We start from the raw sequence: 13,032 nt of genomic DNA on the forward strand, positions 1-13,032 counted from the left end.
AGGGCGGCCGGGTTCATCGCGACGAGCACGTTCGGCGCGTCACCCGGGGTGAGGATGTCGTGGTCGGCGAAGTGCAGCTGGAAGGACGACACGCCGGGCAGCGTTCCTGCGGGGGCGCGGATCTCGGCAGGGAAGTTCGGCAGCGTCGACAGGTCGTTGCCGAAGGACGCCGTCTCCGAGGTGAACCGGTCACCGGTGAGCTGCATACCGTCGCCGGAGTCCCCGGCGAACCGGATGACCACCCGGCCCAGACGGCGGATCTCCTTGAAGGGCGGTGTCGCCGTTCCGGGTGCGGGCGGCGCGGTGGTTTCCACAGACATACGTGTATCGGCTCCTGTCGGTCCGGCGGCGGACAGCCCCTTTGTCTCCGTGCTTTGTCTCTGTTGTCACCGTGCGGTGCGGGGCAGGTCGTACACCTGGCTGGACGCTAGTCAGACGCGTTAAAAAGGCGCTTGCGCCGTCGTGGGCGTACCGCGCAGGGTGTCGCTCACCTCGCCGATCGTGGCCCCGGCGGCCAGTGCCTCCTTCATCGGGTACAGGACGTTGTCCTGACCCTCGGCGGCCAGGCGCACCGCGGTCAGCAGGGCGGCGACCCGCTCGTCGCACCGCCAGGCGCGCAGCTTGGCCAGGCGCTCGGCCTGCCGGGCCGCGACGACGGGGTCGGCGCGCGGGGACCGGGGACCGGCGGGCGGCGGGATCGCCGGGACGGTGGCTCGGCGGGGCAGCTCCGCCCGGCAGTAGGCGAGGAGGTCCCCGGCCGGCCGCGACGGCGGCCGGGACGCGAGGACGTACGTGGTGCCCGTCAGCCGGTCGGCCGCCACGCCCTGTTCCTCGGCCACGACCTGGTAGAGGAGCAGCAGCCCTGCTGTCCGGGCGCCGATCGTCATCGACGTCGGTACCCGGTCCAGGGGGATCCCGGCGAACAGCACGCGCATGTCGTCGACCGAGTCCACCGCCACACCCGTCCGGCCGACCTCGCCGTGCGCGAGCGGCGCGTCGGAGTCGTGGCCCAGGCGGGTGGGCAGGTCGAAGACGACGGTCAGGCCCGTGGCGCCGCCGGCCAGCAGCCGCCGGTAGCGCGCGTTGGACTCGACCGCCGTACCGAAGGACTCCCGCGTCCCGAGCTGGTCCATCGCGCCACGGTGGGGGCGGGGACTAAAGAAAACCTAGTTTTGCAGGACGACCGGCAGGGTGTTGAGTCTGCTGCCCATGGTGCCGCCGATGTCGGTCTGGCGGAGTTCGGGGAACGGGACGTCGAGGCGGGCGTCGGGGTAGGTGTCGGTGAGCACCTCGGTGAGGGCGCGCATCTGGAACAGCGCGAGCTGCGCGCCGACGCAGTAGTGCGCGCCCGCGCCGAACACCAGGTCCGGGCCGGTCCGGCGGTCGGGGTCGACGGTGATGCCGAAGAGGTCGACCAGTACGGGCGCCCGCGCGGGCAGCGTGACCCCGGCCAGTTCCACCTCCACGGAGGTGAAGCGCCACAGGGTGAACGGGGCCGGCGGGTGGCTCCGCAGCACCTCCTGGACGAACCCGTCGAGCGCCTTGCGGTCGCTGCCGGAGACGCCGTGCTCCAGCAGGTTGGCGACCAGGTAGCCCAGGGAGGCGTCCATGGTCGGCTGGCCGGCGAAGATGATCAGGAAGATGAAGTAGCGCAGGTCTTCCACGGTGGTGTCGGGCAGCCGGTCCCGCAGTTCGGCGGCGACCCCGTCGCCCGCGTTCAGTGCGGCGTCGGCCAGTTCGTTGAAGGCCGCCATGGCCGCCATGGCCGCGTTGGGATCGGGGTTGAACATGTCCCGGCATGCGTTCATCGCCTGGTCGACGTGCTTGGCGGGCACGCCGAGCACCTCGCACACCACCGACACCGGGAAGCGGGTGTTGAAGTCGACGGTGAGGTCGACGGGACGGCCCGCGGGCACCGAGTCGGCGAGTTCCGCGAGGAGTTCGCGGGCGATGGCGACCATCCGGTCGTAGTAGCGGCTGATGCCGCGTGCCGAGAACATCGGCGCGTGCGCCTTGCGCAGCTGTGCGTGCTCCGGGCCGTCGAGTGTGGTCAACGAGGTCTGCTCGGCGGCGGGCCGCTCGAGGCCGGCCATCCGCCGGTCCCAGTCCGCCGGTGCCAGGGCCGGGTCCTTGACGAAGCGCGCGTCCGTCAGCACCTGCCTGGCGAGTTCTTCCTCGGTGACGATCCAGACCGGGCCGCCCGCGGGTGCGTCCACCTGCACCAGTGGACCGGCCGCCCGTAATTCGGCGTGCGCCTGCTTGTGTTCGGTGATGCCCCGTTCGGTGGGAACGAACGGGGTGATCGCGTCGGACATGGAACCTCCGGATGAGCGTCGGAAGCGAACACCTCTGATCATGCTTGCCCACGGATGCCCGTCGCTGGCGTTTGACGAAGCTAGAAGCCCAGCTCCAGTTGTTCGATGTCGGTGAACTCCACCGCCAGGCCCCGGGCGCGGCGGCCGGCGTCGCGGAAGTACAGCTCGCCGAGGCCCTCGGCCAGGATGTCGCGCAGCTGGCGCTCGGTGGCGCCGGCGTCCTGCGCGGCGAACAGGCGGGCCGCGTACTCGGGGGGCAGCGCCTGGTTGATGTGCCGGACGCGCGGGTCGTCGGTGGTGCCGGGGGCGGCCGTGAAGCCGAAGCGGGCCCGGGTCGACACGAAGATGCCGCCCGTGGCGGCGGCCTGCTGCCGGGCCCGGTCCCGGACGCGCGGCTGCCACCGTCTGCGGGTCTCGGCCGTGAGCCGGTCGGCGAGGTCCCGGCGGGGGCGCTTCAGCTGGCCCTTGACGTAACGCTCGACCGTGCGCTGCGAGATGCCCAGCAGCTCGGCCACCGGTCTGGTGCCCTTCAGCTGCCGTACCAGGAAACGCATCTGGGCCTGCGCCGACTTCGGGAGCGGGCGGGTGAAGTGCTCGGCGGCGGCCTCGTCGAGAGTGTCCCCGATATCGACCATCGCGCTGTCCCGTTCTCCGTCGTGTCGTGTCGTCTTGCCGTGTCGTCGTGCCGTGTCGACTTGTCGTGTCGACTTGCCGTGCCCCGTCGGCTGCCTGCCGCCGCAGACGTTACCGCCCGGCGCGGCCGGCCGACGGCGCAGGTGGGGCCGCGGCCCGGTCGATGAGCGGCTGGACGCCGTCGAGGACGCGGTCGAGGGCGAAGTCGAGCGGGTCGATCGGGGTGGGGGCGAAGTAGCCGTCGGCGATGGCCCGGGTGAGGGCCGGGAAGCGGTCGGCGTGGCGGTCGAGGAGTTCGGCGGTGAGGCGGGTGAACTCGCGGCTGTGCTCCGCGTCGAAGTCGACGAGCTGCTGGGCGAGGTTGCGGACCAGTCCGACGAGGAGCAGGAAGACCTGGTGGAGTTCGGCCGCCGACAGGCCGGTCGGGGCCAGGGCGCCGAGGATCGCGTCCAGCCAGCCGAGCTGGTTGGGGCCCATGACCTGGCGGCGCATCGCGGTGGCGGCCAGCAGCCAGGGGTGGGCCTCGTGCACCTGCCAGGAGCTGCGGGTCCACTCCTTGGCGGCCGCCCGCCAGTCGCCGGCCAGCTCCGACAGGTCCGGCGGGGTGGCGAGCACGGACTCGACCATCAGCTCCACCAGTTCGGTCTTGCCCGGCACATAGCGGTACAGCGCCATCGCCGAGACCCCGAACTCGGCGGCGACCTTGTTCATCGACGCGGCGTCCAGTCCCTCGGCGTCCGCGAGCTTCACCGCCGCGGTGGCGATGCGCTGGGGCGACAGGCTCGGCTTGGGCCCCCGGGTGGGCTGGTCCTGCTCGCCCCACAGCAGGGCGACACCGGCCCGCAGGTCGCGCGGTTTGTCCCGGTCCGTGCTCTTCGCGGTACCCCTCGGCATGACGGTCCTCTCGGTCGGCGGGCGGAGCCGGTTGACTCCCGACTCCAACTGTATATACCGTAAACACAACTGCTGACGACATAAACAGTTTAGGGAGTACGTCATGCTCGCCACCGTCCTCACCGCCTCGGCCGCCACCCTGGTCGCCGCTCCCGCCGCCGGTCTGCTGGGCTACCGGCAGCTCAAGCGCGCGGCCAACGCGAGGCACCTCGCCATCACCACGCCGAACGGCATCGACGAGTCCGGGTACGTCCGCATCGGTGGCATCGACCAGTGGATCTCCGTGCGCGGCGAGGACCGCGACAACCCGGTGGTCCTCGAGATCCACGGCGGCCCCGGCGCCTCCAACCAGATATTCATCCCGCGCACCCGCGCCTGGGAGCGGCACTTCACGATCGTGCGCTGGGACATGCGGGGCTCCGGCCTGACCTTCGCCCAGGGCGGCCCGGACGGGCAGGGCGAGATGAGCCTCGAGCGGTACTACCGGGACGCCCTGGAGGTCACCGGGCACGTCCGCGCCCGCCTCGGCGTCGACAAGGTCCTGCTGGTCGCCAACTCCTTCGGTACGGTCACCGGCCTGCGCCTGGCCCGCAACCACCCCGAGCTGTACTCGGCCTACGTCGGCACCGACCAGAACGTCATCGCCGGCGGGCGGGAGCGGGAGGCGTACGACGCGCTGCTCGGCCGGCTCCGGAAGGCGGGCAAGCGCAAGGAGTACGCCGCCGTCGCCGCGATGGGGGCGGACCGGAAGGCGTGGAGCGCCGGGCAGTGGTCGGAGTTCAACAAACTGGTCATCACGACCGACCCGCTCAGCTACGACACGATGAAGACCGTGGTGATCCGCTCGCTGTGGTTCTCACCCCTGCACACGCTGCGCGGCCTGCGCACCTACCTGAAGGGCATGAGCTTCACCGAGCGGCTGGGCCCGCAGGCCATGACGGTGGACGAGCGGGCCGACGGCACCGAGTTCCGGCTGCCGTTCTTCCTCTTCCAGGGCGACCGCGACGCCCTCACCCCGCCGGAGCCGGCCCGGCGCTTCTTCGAGGACGTCACGGCGCCGGTCAAGGACTTCGCGCTGATCGAGGACGCCAGCCACTTCGCGGCCTTCCGGCACCCGGACCGGTTCCTCGAGCTGATGCTGGGCAAGGTGCGGCCGGTTCTTGGCAAATGATTCCCGCTCGTCCTGGCTTCCTTTCCGAGGAGTTGCCAAGTTTTGCCAGACGGATTCGCCTCGCATCGAGAGGCCTTGTCTTTGCAGGTCAGAGGCCATTCACCGGGACCACTCCAGGCCAGCCCTGACGGGCTGTCCAGCGTTCTGAGGCGCTTCTGGCGCGCATGTCGAGCGTATCTCCATCAATTCCCCAGTGATTCACGAGAGTTCGTTGCCAACCTTCTAGGCAAGAGGTTGCCAAGCAACGAACACGAAGTTGTCACCGAGGAGCCAGCCATGAACCGCATCGCCGCCCGCATCGCCGCCACCGCCGCCGCCGTCGCCGCCACCGCCTTCGCCACCGCCGGTGTCGGCAGCGCCGCCACGCAGGCCATCGGCTGGCCCACCACGGCGAAGTCGGTCACCGCCTCGGACTCCATCGGCTGGCCGAAGACCGCCACCGCCGTCACCGCCTCGGCCGAGGGCACGGACGACATCGGCTGGCCGACCGTCACCACCGTCTCCGCCAAGTCCACCGACGGCATCGGCTGGCCGACCGTCACCGCCGCCTCCGCCCAGGGCACGGACGACATCGGCTGGCCCACCGTCGTCAGCGCGTCCGCCGAGGGCACGGACGACATCGGCTGGCCGACCGTCACCGCCGCGTCCGCCAAGTCCACCGACGGCATCGGCTGGCCGACCGTCACCGCCGCCTCCACCAACAGCACCGACAGCATCGGCTGGCCCACCGTCGCCGCTGTCTGAGGTACGCCCCACCGAGACGCCCCCGCCGGCCTTCGAGGCCGCCGCGGGGGCTTCGGCGTTTTCGGGCGGGGCCCGGTCGGAGGTACCTCCGTCGGCTCTCGACCCGGTCTAGAGGCGCTCCCCCGATCCTGTCCCGGATGAGCGGACGTTCGGCGACTGCGGTGAAGGGGCGGCTCATGACGGAGGCGGCGGACAGGACATCGGTGGCCGGTGCTCTGGAGACGGTCCTCGCCACCTGCGCGGTGGGACGGTCCCGGGTGGTGGTGATCGAGGGGGCGGCAGGCTGCGGCAAGAGCCATCTGCTGGCGGCCGTGGCCGAACGGGCCGCCGCCGTGGGGGCGCTGGTGCTCACCGCCGCCGCCACCGAGGACGGCCGCCGGGTGTCGCTCGGCGTGCTGCGGCAACTCGCGGGCACCGCGACCGTGTTCGCGTTGCCGAGGCGCGAGGAGGCCGGGGCGGAGTTCTGTGCGCAGCTGTGCGCCCTCGCCGCGGACGGCCCGGTGGTGCTCTGCGTGGACGACGTACAGCACACCGATCCACAGTCCTTGCGCTACCTGCGTCACCTCGCCCAGCACGCCCGGCCCGCCCCGGTGCTGCTGGTCGTCGCCGTCTCCGCGCAGGCCTCGGCCGACGACGCGGCGTTCGTCACCGAGTTGACGGGCCGGCCGCACGTCCGGCGGATCACGCTGGGCCCGCTGTCGCTCCAGGAGACGTCCGACGCGGTCGCGGGCCGTTCGCGGGGCGCGGTCTCCGAGCTGTACCGCATCAGCGGGGGCAATCCGCTGCTGTTGCGGGCCCTGACCGAGGAGTGGCAGGCGGCGGACTCCACGGCGGATCCGGCGGGGGCGGTCACGGTGGCGCCCGACGGGCCGTTCGCCGCGGCCGTGGCCACCTGTCTGGCCCACAGCGGACCGGCCGCCGTCGCCTCGGCCCGCGCGGTGGCGATCCTGGGTGAGCGCGCGGCCGAGCCGGTCCTCGCCCGGCTGGTCGGCGCCGGCGCCGGCGCCGAGGTGCCGGGGCTCGCCGCGCTGCGCTCCTGCGGGCTGCTCGACGGGCTGCGCTTCCGGCACCCGGTGGTACGGGACGTCGTACTGGAGCGGACTCCCCCGCGTACCCGCGCGGGTCTGCACCGGCGTGCCGCGCTGGCGCTGCGCGAGACCGGAGCCACGGCTTCCGTGGTGGCCGGTCACTTCCTCGCGCCGATCGCGGACGGGATACGGCGGCCCGCCCGGCCCGGCGACCTGGAGGTGCTGCGGGACCTCGCCGAGGAGCTGCTGGCACAGCGCCGGCCGGACGAGTCCGAACGGATCCTCGAACTCGCCCATGACGTCTGCCCCGACGCCACCTCACGGACCGCCGTCGAGCTGCGGCTGACGGAGATCTCCGTGTGGCCCGACTCGGCGGCGCGGATCGTGGAGCGGGAGCCGCTGAACGGTCCCGAGCAGCGCGTGGCGGCGCTGGCCGCCCGGGGACTGACCAACCGGCAGATCGCGACGGCCCTGCTGCTGTCGGTGAGCACCGTCGAACAGCGCCTGACCCGCATCTACCGCAAGCTGCGCGTCCAGGGCCGCGCCGAACTCCCGGCGGCCCTGGTCCAGGGGGCGCGGGCCGCTGCCGTCATAGCCTGAATTTCGGATCCGGCCTGATGGGCTTGCGAGGTCGACGCGGTCATGCCGGTGTGGTGGACGTCGGCCGCGTTCGCAGGGCTGCGTGCCGGGTCTGATGTCGCCGGTGTCGACCGCGGCACGGCCAGGCGGGCTCGCGACGGTCAGCTCTTGATGAGGTTCTTGGCGAGCATGCTGCGGGCGGAGGAGATGATGGCTTGTTCCGGTGACCGGGGCTGCCAGCCCAGTACACGACGTGCCCGGTCGTCCGACACCTTCTTGACATAGTTGAGGTCTGCCGCGACCGGCCGGAACTCCGGGGAGAAGACAGCGGCCAGCCGGACCACCATGTTGGGGATGGTGCGGATCGGCACCCGGTGAGCGGCGTCGCCGAGATGCGATCGCAGGATCGATCCGATCTGGAGCATGGACAGCGCCGGTCCACCGGCGAGCAGGATCCGCTGCCCGGCGGCAGCAGGGCTGGTCATGGCTGCGACGTGGGCCTGAGCCACGTCACGGACGTCGACGATGGGGACCCACATGTTCGGATAGCCCGGCATGTCGCCGCTGAGGCTGCGCTGCACGATGTGGCCGGCGCCCGAGATCTGCGTGCCCAGCACGGGGCCCATGACCGCGACCGGCAGCATGGTCACGAGTTCCATGGTGCCGCCCTGCGCGGCCATGAAGTCCCAGGCGTCGCGCTCCGCCAGAATCTTGCTCTTGCCATAGGCGTCCACGCCCGGTCCGTCGAGCACCGACCAGTCGTCTTCGGTGAATGTGCGGTCGGTGTGCTTGTGGCCGAAGCCGACCGCGTGGAACGCCGAGGTCATCACCACCCGCTTGACGCCCGCGTCGCGTGCTGCGCGCAGCACGCGCAGGGTGCCCTCGCGGGCCGGGCCGATGACGTCCTGCTCGTTCTTGACCTTCCCGGTGTGTACGGGCGAGGCCACGTGCAGGACGAAATCGCATCCGCTCACGGCGTCGGCCCATCCGGCATCGCTTGTCAGGTCGGCGGCGACGAAGCCGAGACGCTCGCAGCGGTTCGTCCCGGCGTCGGTGAGGGCCGCACGCACAGCGGATTCACGCTCCAAGGAGCGGACGGTGGTACGCACGAGGTGTCCCTGCTCGAGCAGCCGGAGGATGCAGTGCCCGGCAATGAAGCCGGACCCGCCGGTGACGAGGACACGCTGTTCGGGGATCGGCATTGCGCCCGCCCTCACTTCCAAGGGTTCGTGGCCAGCCTGGCGGCAGCCGGTAGATCGTGATGCTTCGATCCTTGCCCCGGCCGGAGTGGCCAGCCAGTTCCCTGTGCATCCAGGGGAGTGGCAGGGCCCCCTCACGCGAGCTGGAGGCGGCATAGCGTGCGGGTTATGAGTGAACAGCCGAACCTGCTGGGAGAATTTCTGCGAGCTCGGCGCGAGCTCGTCACCCCGGAGGAAGCAGGCATCCCCGTCGTGGGCGTGCGCCGGGTACCGGGGCTGCGGCGTGAGGAAGTGGCCATGCTGGCCGGCATCAGTGCCGACTACTACCTGCGCCTGGAACGCGGCCGGGACCGCCGCCCGTCCCTACAGGTCCTCGAGTCCCTCGCCGGCGTCCTGCGCCTTGACGACGACACCAGGTCCTACCTTTTCGGCCTGACCGCCGACCGTCCTCGCCGTGCCCGTCGCCGTCGACGGGAAACGGTTCCGCCCAGCACGGCGCGCTTTCTGTCACTGCTGCCCGTTCCCGCCTTCGTCGAAGGACGCTACCTCGACGTCCTCGCCGCCAACCCGCTCGCCACCGCCCTCTCCCCACGCCTCGTGACGGGCGGCAACCGGTTGCGGGACGTGTTCCTCGATCCCGGCGAACAGAGCCTGTTCTCCGACTGGAAAGGGGCCGCGGCAGCGCTGCTGGCCGGCTTCCGCGAGGCAGTCGGCACAGACACGGACGACCCGCGCTGCATCGAACTCGTCGGGGAACTCTCCCTCGCCAGCCCGCTCTTCCAAAAGCTCTGGGCCCGGCACGACGTACGTCCCCGTGGCAGTGCGACCGTGTGCTTCCAGCATCCGCAGATCGGGGACATCACCCTCAGCCGGGAGAAACTCCACATCACCGGAACCGACGGCATGATGCTCGTTGCCTTCCATCCCGCCGCCGACACTCCCGACGAGGACAAGCTGGTCCTGCTCCAGTCGATGACCAAGCAGTTGGCCTGAGCCCGTCGCGCCCCACCCACAGCGCCCCGCGAGCATGCGGATGGAAGGCTCGCGCCGGGTCGCGGCCCTGCGGGACGTCATCGTCAGCGGTGTAGGTCTCGGGCGCGGGGCGTCCGGCGGCCTCCCAGGCGGCAAGCCAGTCCCGCAGGACCGCGAGGGGCGGGGAGTCGGGCCGGTCGGCGAGGATCGTGCCGTCCTGCTGGAGGACAGCGGCCGTCGTCGGGGTGGAGTGGCCGATGGCCCACGGGTCCGGGTTCAGGCCCGCCATGGTCAGGTGCGGGTCGGCCTGAGCAGCGGTGAAAGTCCGCCAGGACGGCCAGTCGAGCACGTCCCCCTCGTACGGCTCGGTGTGCGCGTCCTTGATCAGGAGAGCGAGCGCGGTGCGGGCGCCGGTGTGGAGGCGGTCATCGCGCTCGCGCCAGGCGATGGAGATTGCCGAGGACTTCACCGGCGACACCCAGCTCGCGCTGATGCACACGCATCTGCTGGCGCTGGGCATGCTGGGCTTCCTGATCGTCCTGGCGCTCGACAAGCAGTTCCAGCTGTCCGGAACGAAGCTCTTCACGTACTTGTTCTGGTTCTACAACGCGGGCATCGCGGTCACCGTGGGCATGATGGGCGTGCACGGCTGCCTCACCGTGCTCGGTGACGACGTCCCGGAGGTCGTGCCCGCGGTGGCCGGGGTCGGCCACATCCTGCTGACGGTCGGGCTGATCCTGCTGTTCGTGCTGCTCGGCAAGCGGCTGAAGGAGCCGGTTCAGGAGCAGCCGCCGGCCGGCGAGCCGGAGCGCGCCGGGACGTCCGTCTGAGGCAGGTCCGCGTCAGCCAACGCGCCAGGTGTCGCCGCCGGTCATCAGGGCGGCCAGGTCGCCGTCGCCGTGGCGCTCGGCGGCCGTGTCGAGCTGGTCGGCCATCAGGGTGTCGTAGACGGGGCGGTCGATGTCGCGGAAGACGCCGATGGGGGTGTGGTGCAGGGTCTCCGGGTCGGCCAGCTGGGACAGCGCGAAGGCGGTGGTCGGGGAGGTGGCGTGGGCGTCGTGGACCAGGACGTCGGCCTGGTTGTCGGGGGTCACGGTGACGACCTCCAGGTCACCGGTCCGCCGGTCGCGGACCACGCCGCGGGTGTCGTCCGGGCCGAAGCGGATCGGCCGCCCGTGCTCCAGGCGGATGACCGCCTCCTGGGCCTGCTGCTTGTCTTTCAGGGCGGTGAAGGCGCCGTCGTTGAAGATGCTGCAGTTCTGGTAGATCTCCACCAGCGCCGTGCCCCGGTGGGCGGCCGCCGCGCGCAGCACGCCGGTGAGGTGTTCACGGTCGGAGTCGACGGTGCGGGCCACGAAGGACGCCCCGGCCCCGACGGTGAGGGAGATCGGGTTGAAGGGGGAGTCTAGGGAGCCCATCGGCGTGGATTTGGTGATCTTGCCGACTTCGGAGGTCGGGGAGTACTGGCCCTTGGTCAGGCCGTAGATCCGGTTGTTGAACAGCAGGATCTTGAGGTTGACGTTGCGGCGCAGGGCGTGGATGAGGTGGTTGCCGCCGATGGACAGCGCGTCGCCGTCACCGGTCACCACCCACACGGACAGGTCGCGGCGGCTGGTGGCGAGGCCGGTGGCGATGGCGGGGGCGCGGCCGTGGATGGAGTGCATCCCGTAGGTGTTCATGTAGTACGGGAAGCGGGAGGAGCAGCCGATCCCGGAGACGAAGACGATGTTCTCCTTCGCCAGGCCCAGCTCGGGCATGAAGCCCTGCACGGCCGCCAGGATCGCGTAGTCCCCGCAGCCGGGGCACCAGCGGATCTCCTGATCGGACCTGAAGTCCTTCATCGACTGCTGGGCTTGCGCCTTCGGCACGAGGGAAAGGGCTTCAAGAGGCATCGGTGATCTCCCTCAGCGCGGTGGCGAGTTGTTCCGCCTTGAACGGCATGCCGTTGACCTGGTTGTACGAGTGGGCGTCGACCAGGTACCTGGCCCGGATGAGCAGGGCGAGCTGGCCGAGGTTCATCTCGGGGATCACGACGCGCTCGTAGCGGGCGAGGACCTCACCGAGGTTCTTCGGGAAGGGGTTGAGGTGGCGCAGGTGGGCCTGCGCGATGGGGTCTCCAGCTGCGCGCAGCCGGCGGACGGCCGCCGTGATCGGCCCGTACGTGGACCCCCAGCCCAGGACCAGGGTGCGTGCGCCGTGCGGGTCGTCGACCTCGATGTCGGGCACCTCGATGCCGTCGATCTTCGCGCGCCGGGTGCGGACCATGAAGTCGTGGTTGGCCGGGTCGTAGGAGATGTTGCCCGTGCCGTCCTGTTTCTCGATCCCGCCGATCCGGTGCTCCAGGCCCGGCGTGCCCGGCACCGCCCACGGACGGGCCAGGGTCTTCGGGTCCCGCTTGTAGGGCCAGAACACCTCGGTGCCGTCGTCCAGGGTGTGGTTCGGGCCCGACGCGAACCGCACGCGCAGATCAGGGAGTTCGGCCGGCTCGGGAATCCGCCAGGGCTCGGAGCCGTTGGCCAGGTAGCCGTCGGACAGCAGCATCACCGGCGTCCGGTAGGTCAGCGCGATCCGGGCGGCTTCCAGTGCCGCGTCGAAGCAGTCGGCCGGAGTGCGGGGGGCGACGATCGGCACCGGCGCCTCGCCGTTGCGGCCGTACATCGCCTGGAGCAGGTCGGCCTGCTCGGTCTTGGTCGGCAAGCCCGTCGAGGGCCCGCCGCGCTGGATGTCCACCACCAGCAGCGGGAGTTCCAAGGAGACCGCCAGGCCGATGGTCTCGCTCTTCAGGGTCACGCCGGGGCCCGAGGTCGTGGTCACGGCCAGCGAGCCGCCGAACGCCGCGCCCAGCGCCGCCCCGATCCCCGCGATCTCGTCCTCGGCCTGGAACGTCCGCACACCGAAGTTCTTGTGCTTGCTCAGCTCGTGCAGGATGTCGGAGGCCGGTGTGATCGGGTACGAGCCCAGGAACAGCGGCAGGTCCGCCTGGCGGGAGGCGGCGATCAGGCCGTAGGCCAGGGCGAGGTTGCCGGAGATGTTGCGGTAGGTGCCGGGCGGGAACTCCCTTGCGGGGGTGACCTCGTAGGAGACCGCGAAGTCCTCCGTCGTCTCGCCGAAGTTCCAACCCGCCCGGAACGCGGCGATGTTCGCCGCCGCGATCTGCGGCTTCTTCGCGAACTTCGACTTCAGGAACTTCTCCGTGCCCTCCGTCGGCCGGTGGTACATCCACGACAACAGCCCCAGCGCGAACATGTTCTTGCTGCGTCCGGCCTCCTTGCGGGACAGGCCGAACTCCTCCAACGCCTCGATGGTGAGGGTCGTCAGCGGCACCGGGTGGAGGTGGTAGCCGTCGAGCGAGCCGTCCTGAAGGGGGTTGCCGGCGTAGCCGACCTTCTGGAGGGCCCGGTCGGTGAACTCGTCGGTGTTGACGATGATCTCCGCGCCGCGCGGCAGGTCGGAGATGTTCGCCTTCAGGGCGGCCGGGTTCATCGCGACGAGCACGT

General features: G+C 71.0%; 11 protein-coding genes and 2 pseudogenes. 5 read left to right on the top strand and 8 right to left on the bottom strand.

Translation table 11 applies throughout. The features are described from left to right. The 5 genes and pseudogenes from ABZ915_RS48285 to ABZ915_RS48305 all read right to left on the bottom strand — a co-directional run. A pseudogene (locus ABZ915_RS48285) lies at nucleotides 1–320 on the bottom strand (2-oxoglutarate ferredoxin oxidoreductase subunit alpha); the annotation flags it as partial. Nucleotides 321–440: 120 nt separating this feature from the next. Next, a pseudogene (locus tag ABZ915_RS48290) lies at nucleotides 441–1,106 on the bottom strand (methylmalonyl-CoA mutase family protein); the annotation flags it as partial. Nucleotides 1,107–1,166: 60 nt separating this feature from the next. Then, nucleotides 1,167–2,315, bottom strand: a complete 1,149-nt coding sequence (locus ABZ915_RS48295; RefSeq protein ID WP_361817728.1) for a cytochrome P450 — start codon at nucleotides 2,313–2,315, stop codon at nucleotides 1,167–1,169. Between the two features lie 80 nt (nucleotides 2,316–2,395). Then, nucleotides 2,396–2,950 carry an XRE family transcriptional regulator gene (locus ABZ915_RS48300; protein ID WP_361817731.1) on the bottom strand — a complete coding sequence of 185 codons (555 nt, stop codon included), beginning with the start codon at nucleotides 2,948–2,950 and terminating at the stop codon, nucleotides 2,396–2,398. Between the two features lie 109 nt (nucleotides 2,951–3,059). Further along, nucleotides 3,060–3,842, bottom strand: coding sequence for a TetR/AcrR family transcriptional regulator (locus tag ABZ915_RS48305; RefSeq protein ID WP_361817734.1), 783 nt, complete (start codon nucleotides 3,840–3,842; stop codon nucleotides 3,060–3,062). A 103-nt stretch (nucleotides 3,843–3,945) separates the two neighbouring features. Here ABZ915_RS48305 and ABZ915_RS48310 point away from each other — a divergent pair, with 103 nt between their 5' ends. The 3 genes from ABZ915_RS48310 to ABZ915_RS48320 all read left to right on the top strand — a co-directional run bounded on the left by ABZ915_RS48310 (nucleotide 3,946) and on the right by ABZ915_RS48320 (nucleotide 7,385). Beyond that, entirely contained in the window at nucleotides 3,946–5,013 is a 1,068-nt protein-coding gene (locus tag ABZ915_RS48310) for an alpha/beta hydrolase (protein WP_361817737.1), read from the top strand. Nucleotides 5,014–5,289: 276 nt separating this feature from the next. Further along, on the top strand, nucleotides 5,290–5,757 hold the full coding sequence (locus tag ABZ915_RS48315) for a hypothetical protein (protein WP_361817740.1): 468 nt from the start codon (nucleotides 5,290–5,292) through the stop codon (nucleotides 5,755–5,757). 137 nt (nucleotides 5,758–5,894) lie between these two features. Continuing rightward, nucleotides 5,895–7,385: an AAA family ATPase gene (locus ABZ915_RS48320; RefSeq protein ID WP_361817743.1), complete on the top strand. Its 1,491-nt coding sequence runs from the start codon at nucleotides 5,895–5,897 to the stop codon at nucleotides 7,383–7,385. A gap of 140 nt (nucleotides 7,386–7,525) precedes the next feature. Here the strand turns inward: ABZ915_RS48320 and ABZ915_RS48325 are convergent, their stop codons facing one another. After that, entirely contained in the window at nucleotides 7,526–8,566 is a 1,041-nt protein-coding gene (locus tag ABZ915_RS48325; protein WP_361817746.1) for an aldehyde reductase, read from the bottom strand. A gap of 165 nt (nucleotides 8,567–8,731) precedes the next feature. Between ABZ915_RS48325 and ABZ915_RS48330 the strand changes: the two genes are divergently transcribed. Further along, a complete protein-coding gene (locus tag ABZ915_RS48330) occupies nucleotides 8,732–9,556 on the top strand; it encodes a helix-turn-helix transcriptional regulator (protein WP_361817749.1) in 825 nt (274 codons plus the stop codon). Between the two features lie 425 nt (nucleotides 9,557–9,981). Further along, on the top strand, nucleotides 9,982–10,365 hold the full coding sequence (locus ABZ915_RS48335) for a DUF2871 domain-containing protein (protein WP_361817752.1): 384 nt from the start codon (nucleotides 9,982–9,984) through the stop codon (nucleotides 10,363–10,365). Between the two features lie 12 nt (nucleotides 10,366–10,377). Here ABZ915_RS48335 and ABZ915_RS48340 read toward each other — a convergent pair whose 3' ends face one another. Beyond that, nucleotides 10,378–11,427, bottom strand: coding sequence for a 2-oxoacid:ferredoxin oxidoreductase subunit beta (locus ABZ915_RS48340; RefSeq protein WP_361817754.1), 1,050 nt, complete (start codon nucleotides 11,425–11,427; stop codon nucleotides 10,378–10,380). After that, a partial coding sequence (locus tag ABZ915_RS48345; protein ID WP_361817757.1) for a 2-oxoacid:acceptor oxidoreductase subunit alpha occupies nucleotides 11,417–13,032 on the bottom strand: 1,616 nt, incomplete at its 5' end. The genes ABZ915_RS48340 and ABZ915_RS48345, both read right to left, overlap by 11 nt.

Source organism: Streptomyces sp. NPDC046915 (assembly GCF_040644935.1).
Taxonomy (GTDB): domain Bacteria; phylum Actinomycetota; class Actinomycetes; order Streptomycetales; family Streptomycetaceae; genus Streptomyces.

Excerpts from the sequence above, each read along its gene's own strand:
- ABZ915_RS48295 (WP_361817728.1), bottom strand. The coding sequence starts at position 2,315 with ATGTCCGACGCGATCACCCCGTTCGTTCCCACCGAACGGGGCATCACC.
- ABZ915_RS48330 (WP_361817749.1), top strand. The coding sequence starts at position 8,732 with ATGAGTGAACAGCCGAACCTGCTGGGAGAATTTCTGCGAGCTCGGCGC.
- ABZ915_RS48310 (WP_361817737.1), top strand. The coding sequence starts at position 3,946 with ATGCTCGCCACCGTCCTCACCGCCTCGGCCGCCACCCTGGTCGCCGCT.
- ABZ915_RS48300 (WP_361817731.1), bottom strand. The coding sequence starts at position 2,950 with ATGGTCGATATCGGGGACACTCTCGACGAGGCCGCCGCCGAGCACTTC.
- ABZ915_RS48305 (WP_361817734.1), bottom strand. The coding sequence starts at position 3,842 with ATGCCGAGGGGTACCGCGAAGAGCACGGACCGGGACAAACCGCGCGAC.
- ABZ915_RS48315 (WP_361817740.1), top strand. The coding sequence starts at position 5,290 with ATGAACCGCATCGCCGCCCGCATCGCCGCCACCGCCGCCGCCGTCGCC.
- ABZ915_RS48335 (WP_361817752.1), top strand. The coding sequence starts at position 9,982 with ATGGAGATTGCCGAGGACTTCACCGGCGACACCCAGCTCGCGCTGATG.
- ABZ915_RS48320 (WP_361817743.1), top strand. The coding sequence starts at position 5,895 with ATGAGCGGACGTTCGGCGACTGCGGTGAAGGGGCGGCTCATGACGGAG.
- ABZ915_RS48325 (WP_361817746.1), bottom strand. The coding sequence starts at position 8,566 with ATGCCGATCCCCGAACAGCGTGTCCTCGTCACCGGCGGGTCCGGCTTC.
- ABZ915_RS48340 (WP_361817754.1), bottom strand. The coding sequence starts at position 11,427 with ATGCCTCTTGAAGCCCTTTCCCTCGTGCCGAAGGCGCAAGCCCAGCAG.